Below are 22,844 nucleotides of genomic sequence, written 5' to 3' on the forward strand. Positions count from 1 at the left end.
GTACCTCATACAGGCGCACCTGCGGGAGGCGAAGATGCAGCAGGTCCAGAGTGAAGGCGTGGTCAGTGCCATGTCCCAGGCCACCGATGCGCAGCAGGCGGCCCAGGAGTTGGCGCGACAGCTGTTGCATCCGCACCTGGGGTTTGTGCTGTTTTTCTGTTCCGCCGAGTACGACTTGCAGGTGCTAGGCCCGGCCTTGCAACAGAGCTTCGGTGGGATTCGCCTGGTGGGGTGCACCAGCGCCGGGGAAATCACGCCGCAAGGTTACGGCCGCAATTGCGTGACGGCGGTAGGGTTCGATCATCGGCACTTTTCCATCGCCATCGAACTGATCGACGAAATGGAGCGCTTCAGCCTGATCGACGCCCAGCAAATGGTCGAACGCCTGGTGGGCGGTTGCCGCAGTAACACCCTGGCGCCGATCAAGGGCAACAGCTTTGCCCTGACCTTGCTCGATGGCCTGTCCAGCCGCGAAGAAATGGTCCTCGCCGCGTTGAGTGCGGCGTTGGGCGACATCCCGCATTTCGGCGGTTCCGCTGGTGATGACAACTACCTGACCCACACCCACGTGTACTTCGACGGCGCGTTCCACAGCGGCGCGGCGGTGGTGGTGCTGGTCAACACCTGGCTCGACTTCGAAGTCTTCACCACCCACCACATCCTGCCCCGGGCGGAAAAACTGGTGGTCACTGGCGCTGACAGTGCGTCGCGACGGGTTTTCGAACTCAACGCCGAACCTGCCGCCGAGGAGTACGCCCGCCACATCGGCGTGCCGGTGGCCGAGCTCGATCACCGGATCTTCGCCGCGCACCCGTTGGCGGTGCGCATCAACGATCAGTATTACGTACGCGCCATCCAACAGGTGCACCCGGACCTGAGCCTGAGTTTCTACTGCGCCGTGGAAAACGGCATCGTCCTCACCGCCATGACCCCCGGCCCCATGCTGCCGAACCTGCAAGCGCTGTTCGAAGGCCTGGAAGAACGCCTCGGCGACCTGCTGCTGACCATCGGCTGCGACTGTTTTCTGCGGCGCCTGGAACTGGAGGACCGCGACAGCCTGGAGTCAATCGGAACGTTTTTGCGCGAGCATCGGGTGATGGGGTTCAACACCTACGGAGAACAGTTCAATGGCATGCACATCAACCAGACCTTCACCGGGGTTGCCATTGCCCGAGGCCGTTCCCCTGGACACCGTTGATCTGCAGGCGCAGATCGCCAGCCTGCAGCGCGACAACCACAAGCTGCAGCGCATCAACGGCGCGCTGATCGAACGGATCGAATCCGGCATCACCCGGGGCAACGACCCGTATGCGGCGTTCCAGCATTCGGTGGTGCTGGCCGAGCAGGTCCGCGAGCGCACCGATGCGCTGAACCAGGCCATGGCCGAACTCAAGGCCGGCAATCATTTGCTCAGCGATGCCCGCTTGCGGGCGGAAACCGCGCACCAACATTTGATCGACGCCATCGAGAGCATTTCCGACGCCTTCGTGCTGTTCGACGAAGACCAGCGCATCGTCCTGTTCAACAGCCGTTTCAAGGCGTTTTGGGGCAATAGCCGGGTGCGTATCATCGCCGGCATGCACCTGGCGGAGGTCAAGCGCTTGATGACCGCCACCGGGTTGTTCATCGAGGAACCCCGGGGCCACGCCGACCAAAACCTGCTGTATCGCCTGCAAAATGGTCGCTGGCTGCAAGTCAGCGAACGACCGACCCAGGAAGGCGGGCGGGTGATTCTGTTCACCGACATCACCGACGTCAAACTCAGCGAAACCGTGCGCCGCGAGCAAGCCGTGGCGCAAAAATCCCATTTGCTGCAACGGGCGGTGGACAACCTGTCCCAGGGCGTGGCGATGGTCAACGCCGAGGGCATTCTGGAACTGTGGAACCGGCGCTTCCTTGAACTCAGCGGCCTCGCGCCGGTGGCCGCCCATCGGCCGTTTGCCGAAGTCATCGCCGACAGCGAATTGACCCTGCTGACCCCCGCCAGTCGCGACAACAATGGCCGGCCGGTGCAGGAATGCGAACAGCGTCTCTACGATGGCCGGGTCCTGGAAATTCGTACCCATCCGCTGCCCACTGGCGGTTTCGTCAACACCTTCACCGACATCACCGAACGCTACCAGCACGCCGAAGCCCTCAGCGAAAGCGAGCGCTGGATTCGATTGATCACCGACCACGTGCCGGCGCTGATCGCCTACCTCAACGCTGATCTGGTCTACGAATTCACCAACAAGGTCTACGAACAATGGTACTGCTGGCCCCGGGGCGTGATGCTCGGGCAGAGCCTGCGGGAAGTGCACAGCGAGCAACATTATCAGCGCCTGGAAGCCTATGTCGCCCGGGCCCTGGCCGGGGAGAGCGTGACCTTTGAGTTCGCCGAAACCAACATCAATAACCAGGAGCGCTACATGCTGCGCTCCTACGTGCCCAATCGCCTGGCCACCGGGGAAGTGGTGGGGATTTTCGTGTTGATCCGCGACATCACCGAACGCCGCCGCACCGCCGAGGCCTTGCATCAGGCCTATCAAAACCTGGAGTTGCGTGTGCGCGAACGCACGGCGGAACTGACCACCCTCAACGATCAACTGCTGCGCGAGATTGACGAGCGTCGCCGGGTCGAATCACGCCTGCGCGAGGCCAAACTGGAAGCCGAACAGGCCAACCTGTCGAAGACCAAGTTCCTTGCCGCCGTCAGCCACGATTTGTTGCAACCGCTGAACGCCGCGCGATTGTTTACCAGCGCCTTGCTCGAACGCCGGGAGCCCCAGGCCAACGAAATGCTGGTGCGCAACGTCAGCAATTCCCTGGAAGACGTGGAAAACCTGCTCGGCACCCTGGTGGACATTTCCAAACTGGATGCCGGGGTGATCAAGGCCGACATCGCGCCATTCGCCCTCAGCGAATTGCTCGACAACCTCGCCGCCGAATACACCCACGTGGCGCGCAGTGAAGGGCTGGAGCTGCATTTCATTGCGTGTTCGGCGCTGGTGCGCAGCGACATTCAGTTACTGGCGCGGATCCTGCGCAATCTGCTGAGCAACGCAATTCGCTACACCTACAGCGGCCGCGTGGTGCTCGGTTGCCGGCGTCATCATCAGCGCTTGTCGATTGAAGTCTGGGACAGCGGCATGGGCATCGCCGAAAACCGGCTGGAGGAGATTTTTCAGGAGTTCAAGCGTGGCGATGTGCAGCGCCCGGATCAGGATCGCGGCTTGGGCCTGGGCTTGGCCATCGTCGAGAAAATCGCCGGGATCCTCGGGCACCGGATTCACGTGCGGTCGTGGCCGGGCAAGGGCTCGATGTTTTCCGTCGAAGTGCCGCTCAGCGCCACGGCGCCCAAGGCGTTACCGAACCTGCTGATGAGCGAACCCATGCTGGAACGCCTGCGCGGGGCACGGGTGTGGGTGCTGGATAACGACGCGGCGATTTGCGCGGGGATGCGCACGTTGCTGGAAGGGTGGGGCTGTCTGGTGGTCACGGCGCTGTCGGAGCAGGACCTGGCCCGGCAGGTGGACAACTATCACCAAGAGGCCGATCTGCTGATCGCCGACTATCACCTGGACGACGACCAGAACGGCGTCGATGCCGTGGCCCGGATCAACGCCCGGCGCGGCTCGGCCATCCCGGCGATGATGATTACGGCCAATTACAGCAATGAGTTGAAGCTGCAGATCCGGGAGTTGGGGCATATGTTGATGCATAAGCCGGTGCGGCCGATGAAGCTCAAGACGGCGATGAGTCACCTGCTCGGCCCATCCCGATAACCCGAGCCGGCGCGGTCCCCTGTGGCGAGGGAGCTTGCTCCCGCTTGAGTGCGCAGCGCTCACAAGATTTTTGGGGCCGCTACGCAGCCCAGCGGGAGCAAGCTCCCTCGCCACAGGGGACCGCGTTTCAACGCCGCAGGTAAGACCCGAAATCAATATCCCCGGCACTCAAGATCGCCTGCACCCGATTGTGCACATTGAGTTTGCGCAGGATCGCCGAAACGTGGGCCTTGACCGTGGTTTCGGCGATTTCCAGGGTGTAGGCGATCTGTTTGTTCGACTCGCCCTTGGTCATGCGTTCCAGCACCAGCAACTGCTTGCGGGTCAGGGCCTGGAGCAGTTCCGGCGGGAAGCTCGGGTTGTCGTTCATCCGCCGATGGGTGCCGGGTTTTTGCGTGCGGATGATGTCCGGCGGCAGGTACACGTTGCCGTTGAGAATCTGCTGGATGGCTTCGGTCATTTGCAGCCGTGGCGAGGACTTGGTGATAAACCCCACCGCGCCATAAGTGATGGCTTGCAGCACGATCTGCTTGTCCTGTTCGGCCGAGACAATCACCACCGGAATGGTCGGCGCCTCGTTGCGCAGGTTGATCAGGCCGTTGAGGCCGTGCATGCCGGGCATGTTCAGGTCCAGCAGGATCAGGTCCAGGTCGTCGTGTTCCTGGGTCAGCAGCAGGGCGCTGTCCAGGTCGGCGGTTTCCATCACTTCGCTGCCGGGGAAACCGTCGCTGATGACGTTATGAATGGCTTCGCGAAACAGCGGGTGATCGTCGGCAATCAGAATTTTGTACATGGCCATTCACCTCATTATTTTGATTTTTGGTGGGGCAACATCGTGCACGTGTTCAGTCAGGGAAAGGGCTCGGGCTGGGCCGGCGCAACGGGCAGGTTCGCCGCTTGCCAGGCATCCAGGCCATCGCGATACCAATACACTGACTTATAGCCCATGGCGGTGGCGCGTTTTACCGCGTTCCAGCTCAACCAGCAATCGGCGCGGCAGTAGAAGACCAGCGGTTGCTGGTGATCGCCGTCGGTGAATTTATCCAGATTACGCGCAAAGTACGTCTGCCAGTCGAGTGTCAGGTCGCCGTCGCCGGTATTGGCCAGCCAATGACTCCCGGGCAGGTTCTCGTGGGGCTGGTCTTCGATGAATTGGCCTTGCAGCCATTGGCGGCGGTAGACGTCGATCAGCACCGGGCGCGGCGTCTGCTTGAGCAGGGTTTGCAGGGCAGGGGTGTCGATGATCGTCGCGTCTTGCAATTGATTCGGTGTCGGGCTGCGGTACAGGCCGATGCGGTAGCCGTCGGCGGAAAACAGCGTGGTTTCGGCCTGCGCGGTGCTCAGCAGCAGGCTAAGCGACAGGGCAGCGAGGCAAGGGCGCAGCAGGCGACGTCGGGCACGCGGCATGGGGGTTCAATCCTTATAGTTATGAACCTATTACATGCCAGGCGCGGTGCGAAGGGAATGCGACGATAGACAGGTAAAGCAGTACTAAAGTCGTAATTTTCCCCCGGTTGATGATCGTTCCCACGCTCCGCGTGGGAATGCAGCCCGGGACGCTCCGCGTCCCCGAACTATGTGACGCAGAGCGTCACAGGACGCATTCCCACGCGGAGCGTGGGAACGATCAATCAGGTGGCTTTGCGCACGGCGGCGTGCTGCGGGTTGAAAGTGAGCACGGCGAGTAGCACGAACACCAGCGTCAGCCCCACGCACACCGCCAGCGCCAGGGGATTGAAACGCTCATACAAGGCAAACCGCACCAGCTCCACGGCGTGGGTAAACGGGTTCAACGCGCACAACCAGTACAACCACTCACTGGACTCGCGCATTTTCCACAGCGGATACAGCGCCGACGACAGGAAAAACAGCGGGAAGATCACGAAATTCATCACCCCGGCAAAGTTCTCCAACTGGCGGATCGCGTTGGACAGCAACAGCCCCAACGCACTGAGCATCAACGCCACCAGCAGCAACGCCGGCAAGGCAATCAACAGACCCATGGCCGGCGGTTGCACGCCGTACACCCAGGCGATCGCCAAAAACGCATAGACCTGCAACAACGAGATCAGCGACGTCGCCAACAACTTGCTGCACAGCAGAAAGGTCCGGGGCAGGGGACTGGTCAGCAGCACGCGCATGCTGCCCATTTCCCGGTCGTAAACCATCGACAGCGAGCCCTGCATACCGTTGAACAGCAGGATCATGCAGGCCAGCCCCGGAATGATGTACACCTCGTAGGGAATGTAGGTGTCGTAAGGCTCGATGATCGCGATACCCAGCGCCGCGCGAAACCCGGCGGCGAACACCAGCAGCCACAACAGCGGGCGCACCAGGGCGCTGAGAAACCGCGTGCGCTGCAACACAAAACGCAGCCATTCGCGCAGCACGATGCCGTTGAAACACTGCCAATACGCATTCATCGCGCAACTCCCGAGGTGGTCAGACGAGTGAAGGCCGAACCGAGGTCGCCGCCGTGTTCCTGGCTCAGGACGTCTGCTTGACCGCTGGCCACCAATCGACCCTGATGCAGAATCAGCAAGTCATCGCTGGGCTGCACTTCATCCAGCAAATGGGTGGTCCAGAGCACGCTGATGCCTTGCTCGCGGCACAGGTTGCGGATGTGTTGATTGAGCGCCAGGCGACTGGCCGGGTCGAGGCCGACGCTGGCTTCATCCAGCAGCAACAGACGCGGCTCATGCAGCAAGGCCCGGGCGATCTCTACCCGGCGCCGGTGGCCGCCATTCAGTTCGCGGACTTTTTCGCGGCGGCGTTCGGTCAGGCCTTGCCGGGCCAGTTCAGCTTCGACCCGCAGGCCGGTCTGGCGCCGGGACAGGCCGTGCAGCGCGGCGTGATAACGCAGGTTCTGCTCGACGCTCAGGTCCAGGTCCAACGTGCTTTGCTGAAACACCACGCCCAATTGCTTGAGCGCCGGGCGCGGTGCGTCGTGCAATGAACAGCCACCGACCCGGATGTCCCCGCGCTGCAAATCATACAGTCGCGTCAGCAGCGCAATCAGCGTCGATTTCCCGGCCCCGTTCGGCCCCAGCAACGCGGCAAAACGCCCCGGCGCCAGGTTGAAACTCACCTGGCGCAAGGCCTCCTTGGTGCCATAGGCAAAGCTCAATTCGCTGACTTCCAGGGCGTTCATGGCGTGACCACCACGCCCCACGGATAGCGCCCGACCTTGATCGATTTGCTGACCTTGAGGCTGTCGACATCAATCACCGACACATCGCCGCTGACGCCGTTGGTGGCGAGCAATTGCTTCTGGTCCGGGGTGAACGACATCTGCCAGACCCGGCGCCCCACCAGCAAATAATCGAGCACTTCAAAGGTTTTGGCATCGACCACCGCCACATGGTTGGCCGGGCCGAGGGCGACGAAGCCGTACTTGCCGTCGGCGCTGAGCTTGATCCCCACCGGCTGGACTTTGTCCGGGTGCACACCCTTGATCTGGAAGTTCAGGGTCTTGAGGATCTTGCGCGTCGCCACATCGAGAATCGTCACGGTGCCGCCGATTTCCGCCGAGGCCCAGAGCTGCGAGCCGTCCGGCGAAAACTCGACGAAACGCGGCCGTTGATCCACCAGCGTGCTGTCGGCCAACGTCTGGGTGCTGGTGTCGATCCAGTGCAGCATGTTGGTGGTTTCGCTGGTGTTCACCGCCCACTTGCCATCGGGGCTGACCGCCATGCCTTCGGGCTCGACGCCGACGTTGATCTGGCTCAGCACCTTGGAGGTTTCGGTGTCGATCACCGTGACCAGCGCATCGTCTTCGTTGGAGACGTACAGCCAGCGATTATTCGGGTGCAAAGCGAATTGCTCCGGGTCCTTGCCGGACGGCAGCTCCTTGATGATCTTGCGCGTGGCCACGTCCATCACCTGGACCCGGTCCGAGTCACTGGCGCAGATGTACAACAGCTTGCTGTCGTGGGACAGCAGCAACCCGCGTGGACGCTGACCGACGGGCAGGGTGTCGGTGACTTGCAGGGTCTGCATGTCGATCAGGCTCAGGCTGTTGTCCTTTTCGTTGGAGACCCAGGCGGTGCTGGCCACGGCGTGCCCGGCGGCAAGCAGCAGGGCGCATGAGAGCAGGGTACGGCGCATGGCGGATTCCTTTTTATTGTCGTTGTTGTGAAGAAAATCAGGGAAAGCGGCAGGTCACTTCGGCCTTGTCGTAGCCCAGGCTGTCCATTTCGTTGACCGGGTGCAGGAAACCGTCCTGGGGCGAGGTGCTGACCAGTGCGCGCGGTTGCACGATGGGGATCGGCTGGCGCAACTGGCCGTTCCACGCCCGGTAACTCAACTTGCGCCCCTTGAAACCGTCCAGCGGCAGTTGATCGCTGATCTCCAGGTCGCGGATCGCCATCGGGGCGGCCTGGCGCAGTTTGGTCACCGCGCTGGCGATGCTGCGCACGGCCATCCACGCGGCGAAATCCCGGTCATTCATCCAGCGCCCGGTCAAGGCTTCAAAGCGTTTTTGCAGTTGCGCGGCGCCGTAGGTTTCCACGGTCTTGTGCCAGCCCACCGGGGTCAGGCCCTGGGTGCCGGCGACCGGGCGCGGGTACCAGGTCTGGTAGGGCACGTATTCGCCGAAGTCGCCGCGCTCGTCCGCCACCAGCACCACGTCGTACTCGGCGGTCTGGGTGAACAGCGGCATGTCGGCCTGGGCGCTGCGGCGCTGATCGTTGTCGAAGCTCCAGGCTTTTTCCGCCACCAGTTTCAGGCCGAAGCGTTTGGCGGCGCGGCGCAGGGCGGCGGCGTAGGCTTGATCATCCGGGGTCGGGCCGACGATCAGCAGCGCCCGCTGCCATTTGCGCACTACCAGAAATTGCGCCAATGCGTCGGCCAACATCGCCCGGCTCGGCAGGCTGTGCAGCACGTTCGGCAGGCAATCGGTGCTGCGCAGGCTGTCATCCGGGCTGCCGGCGTTGAACAGCAAGCTGTCGGGCAACACCGCGCTGAGCCGGCGCAGGGTTTCCACCGGGGCGTTGACCACAAACAGACGCAGGCCTTGTTCGTGCTGGGCCTTGGCCGCTTCGACCAGCGCATCCGGGGTGTCGGTGCTGGCGCTGATCAGGCTGTAGCTGTGGTTGAGAAAACGCCCGGTGCTGTTGCTGTCGGTGATCGCCAGTTCGGCGCCGCGCAGCCCGGCATCGGCGGGTTCGGGAATGACGTTCGACAGCAGCGGCCCCGGATCAGGCCGATAGCCGAGGTAGCCGATCTGCACCTGCAACGGCGCATCGGCGGCCTGGCTCTGGGTCGCCAGCCCGGCGGCGCAGGCAATCGCCAGCAGGTAGATCAAGGCGTAGGGGGCGAGCTGGCGCATAAGGCACTCCATGACGGGTAGCACCAGCATAGAAAGCCCGGGGAGCAGAGGAAATATGCAGAAAGTAGCGCTAAGGCAGTACCAAGGTAGTAACTCATCGGCGGCGGCGCGGTTTTAGCATGGGTTTCAACGGCCATTACCGAGGAGGGGATCGACCATGCGTATTTTCAAGGCGCTGCTCCTGCCGTTGTTGCTGATCCTGACCCTGATCGGCATCGACAAACTGCACGGCCCACGACCGACGCTGGTGCAGATGTCGCCCGCGCTGCCGGGGCGCTAGGCGTGTCGGCCCTGTGGCGGATCAACCTGTGGGTGTGCGGCTTTTTCGCCCTGGTCACCCTGGCGTGCATGGCGTTGCTGGTGCACCAGGCGCTGGCGGATGTGGAGCGCGAGCTGCAATCGGCCGAAGCGGTGGTCGAGTACCTGAGCGAAACCGCTGAGCGTGATCCGGTCAACCTTCAGCCACGCCTGACCCAAAGCCTGCGTCATGTGCGGGTGCGCTGGCTGCAACCGGGCGAAGCCGCGCGGCTGCCGGTGCAGGATGGCCTGGATGCCTGGCTCGGGGCGGTTGCTGTTCGCCGAAGCCCGGCACGCTGCCCGGGTCCTGGATTTGCAGGACGGTCGGCGGGTGCAGATTGCCGTGGACCCCCGGGACGAGATCGATGAAGTCTGGGATTCCCTGCAACAAGTGCTGTTTCTCTGCGGCTTGGCGTTGATGGTAAGTCTGTTGGCCATCCGCTGGGCGGTGCGCCGGGGCATGGGTCTGCTCGATGAATTGCTCCGCGCGTTGCAGCAAGTCTCTGCCGGCCAGCTCAATGTGCGTCTGCGCGGGCAAGGCGTGCCGGAGGCGCGGCAACTGGCGACCCATTTCAATCGCATGACCGGTGCCCTGGAACAGGCCCGCGCCGACAACACCCGGCTGACCCAGACCTTGCTCGCGGTGCAGGAGCAGGAACGCACCCATCTGGCGCAAACCCTGCACGACGACCTCGGTCAGTACCTGGCCGGGATTCGCGCCCAGGCCTGTCTGCTCCGCTTGGTGGCGGATCAACCGGACACCGTCGAACGCACGGTGCGCGAGCTGGAACACAACTGCGAACACCTGCAACAGGGCTTTCGAGCGTTGGTGCATGACCTGTATCCGGTGGTGCTGCAACACCTGCCGCTGTCCGAAGCCTTCGCTTTGCTGGTGGAGCAATGGCAGGGGCGGCAGGGCATCGATTGCCAGTTGCGGGTCAGCGCGCAGTTGCCGGCGCTGTCGGGGCCGAGCAAGATCCATCTCTATCGCCTGTTGCAAGAAGCCCTGACCAATATTGCGCGGCACGCCGAGGCCAGTCAGGTACGGGTGTGTTTGCAACATCGCGGCGGGCGTTTGCGCTTGCTGATTCGCGATAACGGTCGCGGCGCCGCACAGCCGCCACGCCCGGGCGTCGGCTTGTACTCAATGTCCGAACGCGCCCGCAGCCTTGGCGGCGAACTGCGGATCATCAGCCACCCCGGCGCCGGTTGGGCGCTGGCCTTGAGCATGCCTTTGGAGGCGTCATGAATATTTTGCTGGTCGATGACCATGCGGTGGTCCGTCAGGGCTATGCCAGTCTGTTGCGCGCGCTGTTGCCGGCGATGGAGGTGCGCGAAGCGGCCACGGGTGAGGAAGCGCTGATCCGGGTCCAGGAAGCGGTACCGAACCTGGTGATCATGGATTTCGGCTTGCCGGGCATCAGCGGCCTCGAAACCACCCGCCGCTTGCGCCAGCGCTTGCCGCAACTGCGGGTGTTGTTTTTCAGCATGCACGATGAACTGCCACTGGTGCGCCAGGCGCTGGACGCCGGGGCTTCGGGCTACCTGACCAAAAGCTCGGCGCCGGAGGTGTTGATCGAAGCGGTGCACCGAATCCTCGCCGGGCACGCCTATATCGAACAACCGCTGGCCACTCAACTCGCCTGCCACCCGCAACAGGACGCCAGCGATCCGCGCTTGCAAAGCATGACCCAGCGCGAGCTGGAGATCTTCGTGATGCTGGCCAAAGGCACCCCAGCGCGGCTGATTGCCGAGCAGTTGAATATCAGCAGCAAGACGGTTTCCAATCACCTGACGTTGTTGAAAAGCAAATTGCAGGTCACGTCCCATACCGAGCTGGTGCATTTGGGGATTGATATGGGGGTGGTGCGCAAGGCGGGCTGATGATCGTTCCCACGCTGAGCGTTGATCGTTCTCACGCGACCCGTGGGAATTGCCTCCACGGACGCTCCGCGTTCGGCGTTGGATGGGACGCGGAGCGTCCCGGGCTGCATTCCCACGCAGAGCGTGGGAACGATCGGTTCACGACTCATTTATCCCAGGTGGTCGGGCACCCGATGCACCCCGCCATATTCGCATCCTGAAAATTCGCATAGTGCTGCCGCGCACCGCTGAGGTTCGCTTGCTCCAGGTTGCTTTCACCGAACTTGGCTTCTTGCAGATTGGCATCGCGCAGGTCGGCGCCTTTGAGGTCGGCCTTGCTCAGCCAGGTCATTTCCAAATCCGCAGCACGCAGGTTGGCGTTATGCAGTTTGGCCCCCGAGAGGCGGGCGAATTGCAGGTAGGCGGCGCTGAGGTTGGCGTTTTCGAATTGCGCGCCCTGGGCGAACAGGCCCCAGCCCTGGATCGCCATCAGCGTCGCGCCGCTGAAATCGGCCAGGCGCAGGTTGCTTTGTTGCAGGCTGGCGCGGGTCAGGTTGGCGCCTTGCAGTTGGGCTTTTTCCAGGTTGGCGAGGTCGAGTCGGGCGTGGCGCAAGTCGGCATTGCGCAGGTCGGCGCCGTTGAGGTTCATGCTGCGCAAATCCTGATTGCTCAGGTTGGCACCCTTGAGGTTGGCGCCGGGGCATTGGCTGTGTTCGGCGAGGGTGCAGCCGTTGATGATCAGCGGGGCGTCGTCGCCGTCGTCGGTGGCGAAAACCGGAAGAGCGGTTAGCAATAGCAGTAGAGGCAGGTATTTCATGGCAGGGCTCTCGTGATGTCATCACAAACAATTGTGGCGAGGGAGTTGCTCCCGCTCGGCTGCGCAGCAGTCGCAAACCCAGACAACTCGGTGCGGCTGAAAAGTGAGGGGGCCGCCTCTCAGCCCAGCGGGAGCAAGCTCCCTCGCCACAGGTGTGCAAGGCGTTACTTTTGCGCCGTCTTGCTATCCCAACTCGGAATCTTGAACACCCAGAACGACCCGCCCTGAGCCACCGGTTTGGTCAGCTCCGCCATGTCGCCGCCCCACAACGGCACCGCGCCGCCGTAGCCGACGGTCACGCCGACGTATTGCTCGCCGTCCTGTTCCCAGGTGATCGGCGGCGAGACGATGCCGCTGCCGGTCTGGAACTTCCACAGCTCCTCGCCGGTTTTTGCGTCAAACGCCTTGAAGAAACCATCGCCCGTGCCGGTGAACACCAGGTTGCCCTTGGTCGCCAACACCCCGGCCCAGAGCGGCAGGGCTTCCTTGTGCTCCCAGACCACTTTGCCGGTGGTGGGGTTCATGGCGCGCAGGGTGCCGACGTGATCGTCGTACATGCGCTTGATGCGGAAACCCATGCCCAGGTAGGCCGAGCCTTTCTTGTAGTTGACCTCTTCGGTCCAGTATTCCTCTTTCCACTGGTTGCCCGGGATGTAGAACAGCCCGGTGTCCTGGCTGTAGGCCATGGGGTTCCAGTTCTTGCCGCCGAGGAACGGCGGCGAGACTTCCACGGATTTGCCCTTGGTTTCCCCCGGCAACGGTTTGGCTGGACGCTGGCCCGGATTTTCGACAGGTTTGCCGGTTTTCAGATCGATGTGGCTGGCCCAACTGATGTTGTCGACGAAGGGGAACGCGTTCTGCAATTTGCCGTTGTTGCGGTCCACCACATAGAAGAAACCGTTGCGGTCGGCGTGGCCGGTGGCCTTGATCACTTTGCCGTCCTTGTCCTTGTAGTCGAACAGCACCAGCTCGTTGTTGCCGGAGAAATCCCAGGCATCGTTCGGGGTGTGCTGGTAGAACCATTTCACCTCGCCGGTGCTCGGGTCGACGCCGACCTGGCCCGAGGTGTAGAGGCTGTCGAAGTCGTGAGGGTTGCCGTCCTTGGAGGTGCGGGCCCAGGTGTTCCAAGGGCCGGGGTTACCGGCGCCGACGATGAGGGTGTTGGTTTCGGGATCGAAACTCGCGCTCTGCCAAGGCGCGCCGCCGCCGTGGCTCCAGGCCTCGACCTTGCCGGTTTCGGTGGTCGGATCATCCGGCCAGGACGGCGCCTTGACGTCGCCGGTGGTGGTGCTGTCCTTGCCGTTCAAGCGGCCCATGTGACCTTCGACAAAGGGCCGCATCCAGACTTCTTCGCCGGTGTCGGGGTCGCGGGCAAACAACTGGCCGACCACGCCGAATTCATCGCCGGAGCTGCCATGGATCAGCAGCACCTTGCCGGTGACTTTGTCTTTGATCAGCACCGGCGCGCCGGTCATGGTGTAGCCGGCGGCGTGGTCGCCGAATTTCTTGTTCCACACCACTTTGCCGGTGTTCTTGTCGAGGGCGATCAGCCGCGCATCGAGGGTGCCGAAGTAGATCTTGTCGCCATAAATGGCTGCCCCGCGATTGACCACGTCGCAGCACGGACGAATGTTGTCCGGCAGGCGATGGTTGTAGGTCCACAGGCGCTTGCCGGTCTTGGCGTCGAGGGCGAATACCCGCGAGTAGGAACCGGTGACGTAGACCACGCCATCGCTGACGATGGCCTGGGATTCCTGGCCGCGCTGCTTCTCATCGCCGAACGAGTAGGACCAGGCCGGGGTCAGCTTGAACACGTTCTTGTCGTTGACCTGGGCCAACGGGCTCCAGCGCTGGGCGTTGGTGCCCATGCCGTATTGCAGCACGTCCTTGGTGGTCAGGTGATCGTTGGCAATGTCTTCCCAGGTGACGTTGTGCGTCGGCGTGGCGGGCGCGGTCGCGGCGTGGCCGACGGTGCTCAGGGACAGGCTGCTCACCAGCACAAAGGCGCGCACGGCGAGGGTCAAAGGGGAAAGGGCGGGTAGCGATCTTATTGTCATGGTTGCAGTTCCCAGTGGAGGTTTTGACCTGCACAGGGTGGTGCTCGCCGCCCCTTGGCGGATACGGAAAAAGTCCCGCTGTGGCCGGGAAGAGTTCCCGAACGGCACCTGATTTGGGTGTGCGCCACAAGCCCTACTACCAAGGTACTGGGCGGCGGCCACCAAAGCAGCATGGGGCTGGCGGGAAGTGCTTCCTAAGATGGGTGCCATAGCCTCTGCAAAGAGGTTTTGCGTGCAACCCTGAGGGCATAACAATGACAACAAAACGCAACGCCTTGCTTGTTGCCGGACTGCTGGCCGGTTTCATCAGCGCAGGCCCGGTCTGGGCCCACGGCAACGTGGTACCGCAAGCGGTAGAAACCCCGGGCCTGACCCCGATCAAGGACGCTGGCGTGCAAGTGGATGGCGACGGTTGGGCGGCGGTCAACCCGTACCGCAACTCCCCGCAGCACGATAAAGCGGTAGAGATCGGCTCTTCGGCCTACAACCAGAACTGCGCGGCGTGCCATGGGCTGGAAGCCAAGTCTGGCGGCATTGCCCCGGACCTGCGCCTGCTCGATGTCGGCGACGCCGGGGATGAATGGTTCGTCGAACGGGTGCGTCACGGCGCAGTGCGCGACGGTCGGGTGTACATGCCGAAAATGGCCGATTACCTGAGTCAGGAAGCCCTGTGGGCGGTGCGCACCTACCTGGACAGCGTGCACGTCGAGGAGTAATCCATGCGCCTGCTCGCGGTGTTGATCAGTGCTGTGTTGCTGTGCTGCCAGGTGGCGCAGGCGCAGGTTCGGACCTATGACCAAATGATCGCCGCCGGGGAGTTGAAGGTTGCGGTGTACAAGGACTTCGCGCCTTACAGTTTCGAAGACGCCGGCCAGCCCCGAGGCGTGGATGTCGACCTCGCCCAGGCCCTGGCCACCGCGCTGGGGGTCAAGCTCAAGCTGATCTGGGCCCCGGCCGGCGAGAAGCTCGACGACGACCTGCGCGACTACATCTGGCGCGCCAGCCAGTTGCACGATCAGCAACTGGCGGACCTGATGATGCGCGTGCCTTACGACCGCGACTATTCACAAAAACGCAACGAGCTCGGCGAGCTGGAAAACGACCATGTGGTGATGTTCGGCCCGTACCAGAACGAGCAATGGCAGGTCGCCTATGACCGCCGACGCCTGGATTCGGTGGGCAGCGTCGCGGTGTTCGAGCAACACCCGATCGGCGTCGAAGTCGACAGCGTGCCCTCGTTCTACCTGACCTCGGTGTTCAACGGCATGCTCGCCGCCAAAACCCACCACTACCCCGGCGTACCCCAGGCCTTTGCCGCGATGAAGGCCGGTGAAGTCGACGCGGTCATGGCCATGCGCGGCGAGGTCGATTGGCAGGTGCATGAGGCTCACGATCCGCAAGTGGCGCTGGCGCAAAACGCCTACCCGAACATGGGCAAGCAACGCTGGGAGATCGGCATGGCGGTGCATGAAAGCAACCGGCAATTGTCCTATGCCCTGGAAGAGGCGCTGGAAGCGATGATTCGTGAGGGCTCGGTGCAAGCGATTTACGCCCGTTACGGCCTGCAATACGAAGTGCCCGAGATGTACCAATAGTGAACTGGCGCGCGCTGTGCCTGCTGGCCTGTTGGCTGCCACTGGCCGCCCACGCGGTGGAGATCGATCCGGGCAAGGACCCGGTGCCGTCGGTGATGTGGGCGTTCTATCACAAGCAAATGCTCGGCGATGCCCCGTTCGTATTCGATGAGCGGGTCAAGCTGCTGGCGCCGCCCTTCGCTGAAGATGCGCGCCAGGTGCCGCTGGAAATCGATGCCCGGGCGTTCAAGGGAGACGTGGTGAAAATCCTCGCCTGGGCCGAACTCAATCCGTTGCCGAAGATCGTCGACTTCCAACCCCGGGACCGGGTGCTGCCGTGGCTGTCGATCCGCATCCGCATCGAGCAGGCCACGCCGTTGCGCGCGGCGGTGCTGACCCGTGACGGCGTGTGGCACGTCGGCTCGACCCTGATCGATGCGGCGGGCGGCGGTTGCACAGCGCCGAGCGTGGTACGCACGCAACCGGGTTGGGAAGAGCACATCGGCGAAGTGCTTGGCGGGCGTTATCCCCGTGGCGAATTCAGTCGCCTGCGCTTGCAGGTGGCGCACCCGATGGACAACGGCATGGTCAGCGGCATCCCGGAATTTTTTATCAATCATGCCGAACTGCGTGATCAAAACGATCAGGTGCTGGCCACGCTGGAGTTGTTTCCCGCCGTCAGCGAAAACCCCAACCTGGCCTTCGACATCGAAGGGGCAGGGCAGACGCGCCTGTTGCTGCGGGACAACAGCGGCAATCAATTCGATGCGGCCATCCCCTGACCCAAGGAGCGCGTGATGCGCTGGATCCTGCTGTTGTTGATCGGTATGAGCCTGCCCGCGCTGGCGGAGCTTGAATACGCCCTCAAGCCGCGGCTGATTGCGCCAGACACCTGGCTGCTGGAAGGCAGCACCGATAATTTCGCCAAAGCCAACGGCGGCAACATCGTCAACACCGGGTTTATCGTCACCGAGCGCGGGGTGGTGGTGATCGACACCGGGCCGTCGAAACGCTACGGCGAAGCGATGCGCAAGGTCATCGCCACGGTCACCGACAAACCGGTGATCGAGGTGCTGCTGACCCATCATCACCCCGATCATGCGCTGGGCAATCAAGCGTTCACTGACGTGCCGATCGGCGCATTGGCCGGCACCGCTGAGCTGCTGAAAAATCAGGGCGATGCCATGGCCGAGAACATGTATCGCCTGGTGGGCGACTGGATGCGCGGTACCGAAGTGGTGCTGCCCAGCGAGACGTTGACGGCGGGGTTAAAAAGCTTTGGGAACCACGATTTGCGTCTGCTAGGCCTGGGTGGGCATACCGGCGCGGATCTGGCTATTCTCGACCAGCAAACCGGCGTGCTGTTTGCCGGCGACCTGGTGTTTTATCAACGGGCCCTGACCACACCCAACAGCCCGGGGCTGGCGGTGTGGCTGGCGGACATCGCCACCCTCCAGGGATTGCCCTGGACGTTGGTGGTTCCGGGTCACGGGCCGGTGGCCACGGATGCAAAACCCTTCGAGCAAATGCGCGACTACCTGACCTGGCTCGACCAACTCCTGCGCGACGGTGCCGCCAATGGCAGCGACATGTCCGAGATGATCCGCAGCCCCATTCCCGAGCGGTTTGCGGGGATCAGCCTGAGTCGTTATGAACTGATCCGCAGTGTCAGCCATTTGTACCCGGGCTATGAGCGATCACAGATGACCCGCGTCGATTCCACCGGCAGCCAATGATCGTTCCCACGCTCTGCGTGGGAATGCCTCAACGGACGCTCTGCGTTCGGCTCTGGATGGGACGCGGAGCGTCCCGGGCTGCATTCCCACGCAGAGCGTGGGAACGATCCTCGCACGATCCTCTCCAGGGACCCGCTACTAAGGAACTAGCAATCTCAACACTGCGGGCAATTGTTGCCAGGGCGGCGGCGGCCAAGAATCTGCACCAGACCGGGAAAATTTCCCGGGTATAACAAAAAACCGCAGAGGTAGCCGTCATGACCCAACCCGCACGTCGCCAACCCTTCGTCTTGAGCGTGCTGCTCAGTGCCATGCTGTTGTCCGGCTCGGCATTGGCCGCCGTCTCCGACCAGGACATTCTCCAGGACCCCAAGAACCCGGAGCAGATCGTCACCAACGGTCTGGGCGTCCAGGGTCAGCGCTACAGCCCGCTGGACACCCTCAATGTCGACAACGTCAAGGATCTACGGCCGGTCTGGGCCTTTTCCTTCGGCGGTGAAAAGCAGCGCGGTCAGCAAGCGCAACCGATGATCAAGGACGGCGTGATGTACATGACCGGTTCCTACTCGCGAGTGTTTGCGGTGGATGCGCGCACCGGCAAGAAGCTCTGGCAATACGACGCGCGCCTGCCGGATGACATCCGCCCATGCTGTGACGTGATCAACCGGGGCGTGGCGCTGTACGGCGACCTGGTGTTCTTCGGCACCCTCGACGCCAAGCTCGTGGCCCTGAACAAGGACACTGGCAAAGTGGTGTGGAGCAAGCAGGTGGCCGACCACAAGGAAGGCTATTCCATCAGCGCCGCGCCGCTGGTGATCAACGGCAAACTGATCACCGGCGTGGCCGGGGGCGAGTTCGGCGTGGTGGGCAAGATCTCCGCCTACGACCCGAAAAACGGAGAATTGCTGTGGGTCCGGCCGACGGTCGAAGGCCACATGGGCTACATCTACAAGGACGGCAAAGCGATTGAGAACGGCATCTCCGGCGGCGAAGCCGGCAAGACCTGGCCCGGCGATTTATGGAAAACCGGCGGCGCTGCGCCTTGGCTCGGCGGCTACTACGACCCGGAAACCAATCTGCTGCTGTTCGGCACCGGCAACCCGGCGCCGTGGAACTCGCACCTGCGCCCTGGCGACAACCTCTACTCGTCGTCGCGCCTGGCGCTGAACCCGGACGACGGCACCATCAAATGGCACTTCCAGAGCACGCCCCACGACGGTTGGGACTATGACGGCGTCAACGAACTGATCTCGTTCAACTACACCGAGGGCGGCAAGGAAATCAAAGCCGCCGCCACCGCCGACCGCAACGGCTTCTTCTACGTGCTGGACCGCACCAACGGCAAGTTCATCCGGGGCTTCCCGTTCGTGGACAAGATCACCTGGGCCACCGGCCTGGATAAGGATGGCCGGCCGATCTACAACGAAGCCAGCCGTCCGGGTGCACCGGGCACTGAAGCCAAGGGCAGTTCGGTGTTTGTAGCGCCGGCGTTCCTCGGTGCGAAAAACTGGATGCCGATGGCCTACAACAAGGACACCAAGCTGTTCTACGTGCCGTCCAACGAGTGGGGCATGGACATCTGGAACGAAGGCATCGCCTACAAGAAAGGCGCGGCGTTCCTGGGCGCCGGTTTCACCATCAAGCCGTTGAACGAAGACTACATCGGCGTGCTGCGCGCCATCGATCCGGTGACTGGCAAGGAAGTCTGGCGCCACAAGAACTACGCGCCGCTGTGGGGCGGGGTGCTGACCACCAAAGGTAATTTGGTGTTTACCGGCACGCCGGAAGGATTCCTCCAGGCGTTCAACGCCAAGACCGGCGAAAAAGTCTGGGAATTCCAGACCGGTTCCGGCGTGCTTGGCTCGCCTGTGACCTGGGAAATGGACGGCGAACAGTACGTCTCCGTGCTCTCCGGTTGGGGCGGCGCGGTTCCGCTGTGGGGCGGCGAAGTGGCCAAGCGCATCAAGGACTTCAACCAGGGCGGGATGCTCTGGACCTTTAAGCTGCCTAAAGACCTGGTAGTCGCCAAGCACTGATCGCTGCCACTGATCGTTCCCACGCTCTGCGTGGGAATGCCTCAACGGACGCTCCGCGTTCGGCTCTTGATGGGACGCGGAGCGTCCCGGGCTGCATTCCTGCGCGGAGCGTGGGAACGATCACCTACTACCAAATAACGAGAGTCCCCCCTCCAACGGCGCATTCGTCCAGCGTGCGGGGCTCTCTACTATCGATGCATCGCCTGTTTGCCCGACAGGCTCCGACCCAGACAGAGGCCACCATGATCTACGCACAACCTGGCACCCCCGGCGCCGTCGTTTCCTTCAAACCGCGCTACGGCAATTTCATCGGCGGCGAGTTCGTGCCGCCGGTCCATGGCGAGTACTTCACCAACACCTCGCCGGTCAACGGTGAAGTGATCGCCGAGTTCCCGCGTTCCAGCGCCGCCGACATCGACAAAGCCCTCGACGCTGCCCACGCGGCGGCCGATGCCTGGGGCAAGACCTCGGCCCAGGACCGTTCCCTGGTGTTGCTGAAGATCGCCGACCGCATCGAACAAAATCTGGAAATCCTCGCCGTCGCCGAAACCTGGGACAACGGCAAAGCCGTGCGCGAAACCCTGAACGCCGACGTGCCGCTGGCCGCCGACCATTTCCGCTACTTCGCCGGGTGCATTCGTGCCCAGGAAGGCGGCGCTGCCGAAATCAACGAGCTGACCACCGCCTATCACTTCCACGAGCCGTTGGGCGTGGTCGGGCAGATCATCCCGTGGAACTTCCCGCTGCTGATGGCCGCCTGGAAACTCGCCCCGGCCCTGGCCGCCGGCAACTGCGTGGTGCTCAAACCCGCCGAGCAGACGCCGCTGTCGATCATGGTCTTCGCCGAACTGATTGCCGATTTGCTGCCGGCCGGTGTGCTGAACATCGTCCAGGGTTTCGGTCGCGAGGCCGGGGAGGCGCTGGCCACCAGCAAGCGCATCGCCAAGATTGCCTTCACCGGTTCCACCCCGGTGGGCGCGCACATCATGCATTGCGCCGCCGAGAACATCATTCCCAGCACCGTGGAGCTGGGCGGCAAGTCGCCGAACATCTTCTTCGAAGACATCATGAACGCCGAGCCGCAGTTCATCGAGAAAGCCGCCGAAGGCCTGGTGTTGGCGTTCTTCAACCAGGGCGAAGTTTGCACCTGTCCGTCCCGGGCGCTGGTGCAGGAATCGATCTACGACGACTTCATGAAAGTGGTGATGCAGAAGATCGTCAAAATCAAGCGCGGCAACCCGCTGGACACCGAAACCATGGTCGGCGCCCAGGCGTCGGAGCAGCAATACGACAAGATCCTCTCGTACCTGAAAATTGCCCAGGAAGAGGGCGCGGAGCTGCTGATCGGTGGCGCGGCCGAGCGGCTGGAGGGCGACCTGTCGACGGGGTATTACATCCAGCCGACCCTGCTCAAGGGCCACAACAAAATGCGGGTGTTCCAGGAAGAAATCTTCGGCCCGGTGGTGGGCATCACCACGTTCAAGGACGAAGCCGAAGCCCTGGCGATTGCCAACGACAGCGAGTTCGGCCTCGGCGCCGGCCTGTGGACCCGCGACATCAATCGCGCCTACCGCATGGGCCGGGCGATCAAGGCCGGGCGTGTCTGGACCAATTGCTACCACCTGTACCCGGCCCACGCCGCGTTCGGTGGCTACAAGAAGTCCGGGGTTGGCCGTGAAAACCACAAGATGATGCTCGACCATTACCAGCAGACCAAAAACCTGCTCGTGAGCTACGACATCAACCCGATGGGGTTCTTCTAACCCCCAAGCACACCACAACCCTTGTGGGAGCGCGCTTTTGTGGCGAGGGGGCTTGCCCCCGTTGGACTGCGCAGCAGTCCCCTTCTTTTTTTGATACGAAGGGGGGCCGCTTCGCGACCCGACGGGGGCAAGCCCCCTCGCCACAGAAGCCCGCTCCCACTTGGGTTATGCGTGTTTCCAATGATCCGCGATCACCCCCTACCAACGCACGCCGCCACCTCCTTCGAAAGTAGCATTCGGGCCCTTGGCGCTCCGTGCATTAATGGCTTTACCGGAATTGCCCGGCACAAGAAGAGGATTGACCCATGTGGAATAAACCCGCGTTTACCGATCTGCGCATTGGCTTCGAAGTGACGATGTATTTCGCCAACCGTTGATTGATCACCCGGCCAGCCGTTGCGTTGGCCGGGCCTGCCTTCTGGAGCATTGCTCATGCACATCCGTGTTCTCGGCTCCGCCGCTGGCGGTGGTTTCCCGCAGTGGAACTGCAACTGTCACCAGTGCACCGGCGTGCGCGATGGCAGCCTGCGCGCCCAACGGCGCACGCAGTCCTCGATTGCGGTGAGTGACGACGGCGTGTCGTGGGTGCTGTGCAATGCTTCCCCGGATATTCGGGCGCAACTGGAAAGTTTCCCCGCGTTGCAACCGGCGCGCCGCCGTCGCGATACGGCGATTGCCGGGGTGATCCTGCTGGACAGCCAGATTGACCATTGCACCGGCCTGCTGAGCCTGCGCGAAGGCTGCCCCCATGCCGTGTGGTGCACCGAGCGGGTGCATGAGGATTTGAGCAGCGGTTTTCCGCTGTTCAACATGCTCAAGCATTGGAACGGTGGGTTGCAGTGGCAGCCGATTGATTTGAAGCGCGAGCCGTTCAGCGTCGCGGCGTGCGCGCATCTGCAGTTCCGTGCGATTCCCCTGGTCAGCAATGCACCGCCGTACTCGCCCAATCGCGGCAACCCGCAACCGGGCGACACCATCGGTCTGTTGATCGAAGACCTGCGCAGCGGCGCCTCGGTGTTCTACGCGCCGGGCCTGGGGCAAGTCGACGAAGAAGTCCTGGGCTGGATGCAACTCGCCGATTGCCTGCTGCTGGACGGCACCTTGTGGCGCGACGACGAAATGCGCGTGTGCGAAGTCGGCCAGAGCCTGGGCAGTGAAATGGGGCACCTGCCGCAAAGTGGTCCCGGCGGGATGCTTGAGGTGCTGGAGGGCTTTGACCGCCAGCGCAAGGTGCTGATCCACATCAACAACACCAATCCGATCCTCGATGAAGACTCGGCTGAACGGGCATTGCTGGAGCGGCGTGGGGTTGAGGTGGCGTATGACGGCATGAGTCTTGTGCTGTAGCGGACGGCCCCTTCGCGGGCAAGCCTCGCTCCTACAGAACATCGTCGTTCGCGGATTTCATGGTCAACCGACGTGACGTCGTCGTTCGCGGATTTCATGGTCAACCGACGTGACGCCGTCGTTCGCGGATTTCATGGTCAACCGACGTGACGTCGTTGTACGCGGATTTCATGGTCAACGGGTGTGACGTCGTTGTACGCGGATTTCATGGCCAATCGACGTGACGTCGTCGTTCGCGGATTCCAAGGCTTACACAAAACC

Annotated in this window: 20 protein-coding genes and 1 pseudogene; 13 read left to right on the forward strand and 8 right to left on the reverse strand. The window is 62.7% G+C overall.

The annotated features are described in order from the left end of the window. Positions 1–34: 34 nt before the first annotated feature. Positions 35–1,198 (forward strand): nitric oxide-sensing protein NosP, encoded by a 1,164-nt coding sequence (gene nosP, locus ACZ89E_RS04960; protein WP_149661377.1) that lies wholly within the window; start codon positions 35–37, stop codon positions 1,196–1,198. Next, positions 1,167–3,764 carry a hybrid sensor histidine kinase/response regulator NahK/ErcS' gene (gene nahK / locus ACZ89E_RS04965; RefSeq protein ID WP_476257017.1) on the forward strand — a complete coding sequence of 866 codons (2,598 nt, stop codon included), beginning with the start codon at positions 1,167–1,169 and terminating at the stop codon, positions 3,762–3,764. The genes nosP and nahK overlap by 32 nt, the downstream gene beginning before the upstream one ends. 127 nt (positions 3,765–3,891) lie before the next feature. On the opposite strand, the gene ACZ89E_RS04970 is transcribed toward nahK, so the two are convergent. From ACZ89E_RS04970 to ACZ89E_RS04995, 6 genes are all read right to left on the reverse strand, one after another. Next, positions 3,892–4,557 carry a response regulator transcription factor gene (locus tag ACZ89E_RS04970; RefSeq protein ID WP_123508683.1) on the reverse strand — a complete coding sequence of 222 codons (666 nt, stop codon included), beginning with the start codon at positions 4,555–4,557 and terminating at the stop codon, positions 3,892–3,894. A gap of 56 nt (positions 4,558–4,613) precedes the next feature. Further along, positions 4,614–5,171 (reverse strand): PQQ-dependent catabolism-associated CXXCW motif protein, encoded by a 558-nt coding sequence (locus tag ACZ89E_RS04975; protein WP_476254998.1) that lies wholly within the window; start codon positions 5,169–5,171, stop codon positions 4,614–4,616. 224 nt (positions 5,172–5,395) lie between these two features. Next, complete coding sequence (locus tag ACZ89E_RS04980; RefSeq protein WP_133838898.1) at positions 5,396–6,187, reverse strand: ABC transporter permease; 792 nt, start codon at positions 6,185–6,187, stop codon at positions 5,396–5,398. Beyond that, a complete protein-coding gene (locus tag ACZ89E_RS04985; RefSeq protein WP_476254999.1) occupies positions 6,184–6,915 on the reverse strand; it encodes an ABC transporter ATP-binding protein in 732 nt (243 codons plus the stop codon). Before ACZ89E_RS04985 ends, ACZ89E_RS04980 begins: the two co-directional genes overlap by 4 nt. Continuing rightward, the gene (locus ACZ89E_RS04990) at positions 6,912–7,871 is read right to left on the reverse strand and encodes a YVTN family beta-propeller repeat protein (protein WP_133838900.1); all 960 of its coding nucleotides are present in this window, start codon (positions 7,869–7,871) and stop codon (positions 6,912–6,914) included. The genes ACZ89E_RS04985 and ACZ89E_RS04990 overlap by 4 nt, the downstream gene beginning before the upstream one ends. A 37-nt stretch (positions 7,872–7,908) precedes the next feature. Continuing rightward, a complete protein-coding gene (locus ACZ89E_RS04995; RefSeq protein ID WP_476255000.1) occupies positions 7,909–9,093 on the reverse strand; it encodes an ABC transporter substrate-binding protein in 1,185 nt (394 codons plus the stop codon). A gap of 157 nt (positions 9,094–9,250) precedes the next feature. On the opposite strand from ACZ89E_RS04995, the gene ACZ89E_RS05000 reads away from it, so the two are divergent. The 3 genes and pseudogenes from ACZ89E_RS05000 to ACZ89E_RS05010 all read left to right on the forward strand — a co-directional run bounded on the left by ACZ89E_RS05000 (position 9,251) and on the right by ACZ89E_RS05010 (position 11,274). After that, positions 9,251–9,373 (forward strand): hypothetical protein, encoded by a 123-nt coding sequence (locus ACZ89E_RS05000; protein ID WP_256672391.1) that lies wholly within the window; start codon positions 9,251–9,253, stop codon positions 9,371–9,373. A 2-nt stretch (positions 9,374–9,375) separates the two neighbouring features. After that, a pseudogene (locus tag ACZ89E_RS05005) lies at positions 9,376–10,639 on the forward strand (sensor histidine kinase). Further along, entirely contained in the window at positions 10,636–11,274 is a 639-nt protein-coding gene (locus tag ACZ89E_RS05010) for a response regulator (RefSeq protein WP_149661383.1), read from the forward strand. Before ACZ89E_RS05005 ends, ACZ89E_RS05010 begins: the two are co-directional and overlap by 4 nt. 145 nt (positions 11,275–11,419) lie before the next feature. Here the strand turns inward: ACZ89E_RS05010 and ACZ89E_RS05015 are convergent, their stop codons facing one another. Beyond that, a complete protein-coding gene (locus ACZ89E_RS05015) occupies positions 11,420–12,070 on the reverse strand; it encodes a pentapeptide repeat-containing protein (RefSeq protein WP_476255001.1) in 651 nt (216 codons plus the stop codon). Positions 12,071–12,234: 164 nt separating this feature from the next. Further along, positions 12,235–14,127 carry a quinoprotein ethanol dehydrogenase gene (gene exaA / locus ACZ89E_RS05020; protein ID WP_476255002.1) on the reverse strand — a complete coding sequence of 631 codons (1,893 nt, stop codon included), beginning with the start codon at positions 14,125–14,127 and terminating at the stop codon, positions 12,235–12,237. Between the two features lie 254 nt (positions 14,128–14,381). Here exaA and pedF point away from each other — a divergent pair, with 254 nt between their 5' ends. From pedF to pqqB, 8 genes are all read left to right on the forward strand, one after another. After that, entirely contained in the window at positions 14,382–14,843 is a 462-nt protein-coding gene (pedF, locus tag ACZ89E_RS05025) for a cytochrome c-550 PedF (RefSeq protein ID WP_149661387.1), read from the forward strand. 3 nt (positions 14,844–14,846) lie between these two features. Next, the gene (locus ACZ89E_RS05030; protein ID WP_463257628.1) at positions 14,847–15,722 is read left to right on the forward strand and encodes a substrate-binding periplasmic protein; all 876 of its coding nucleotides are present in this window, start codon (positions 14,847–14,849) and stop codon (positions 15,720–15,722) included. Then, positions 15,722–16,483 (forward strand): quinoprotein dehydrogenase-associated SoxYZ-like carrier, encoded by a 762-nt coding sequence (locus ACZ89E_RS05035; protein ID WP_476255003.1) that lies wholly within the window; start codon positions 15,722–15,724, stop codon positions 16,481–16,483. Before ACZ89E_RS05030 ends, ACZ89E_RS05035 begins: the two co-directional genes overlap by 1 nt. 15 nt (positions 16,484–16,498) lie before the next feature. Then, a complete protein-coding gene (locus ACZ89E_RS05040; protein WP_149661390.1) occupies positions 16,499–17,437 on the forward strand; it encodes a quinoprotein relay system zinc metallohydrolase 1 in 939 nt (312 codons plus the stop codon). 257 nt (positions 17,438–17,694) lie between these two features. Then, entirely contained in the window at positions 17,695–19,473 is a 1,779-nt protein-coding gene (locus ACZ89E_RS05045) for a PQQ-dependent methanol/ethanol family dehydrogenase (protein WP_149661391.1), read from the forward strand. A gap of 242 nt (positions 19,474–19,715) precedes the next feature. Continuing rightward, complete coding sequence (exaC, locus tag ACZ89E_RS05050) at positions 19,716–21,236, forward strand: acetaldehyde dehydrogenase ExaC (protein WP_133838914.1); 1,521 nt, start codon at positions 19,716–19,718, stop codon at positions 21,234–21,236. 305 nt (positions 21,237–21,541) lie between these two features. After that, on the forward strand, positions 21,542–21,613 hold the full coding sequence (gene pqqA, locus ACZ89E_RS05055) for a pyrroloquinoline quinone precursor peptide PqqA (RefSeq protein WP_010455123.1): 72 nt from the start codon (positions 21,542–21,544) through the stop codon (positions 21,611–21,613). Positions 21,614–21,668: 55 nt separating this feature from the next. Continuing rightward, complete coding sequence (pqqB, locus tag ACZ89E_RS05060) at positions 21,669–22,583, forward strand: pyrroloquinoline quinone biosynthesis protein PqqB (RefSeq protein WP_476255004.1); 915 nt, start codon at positions 21,669–21,671, stop codon at positions 22,581–22,583. Positions 22,584–22,844 lie beyond the last annotated feature (261 nt).

The sequence above is a fragment of the Pseudomonas sp. TE3899 genome, assembly GCF_056279105.1.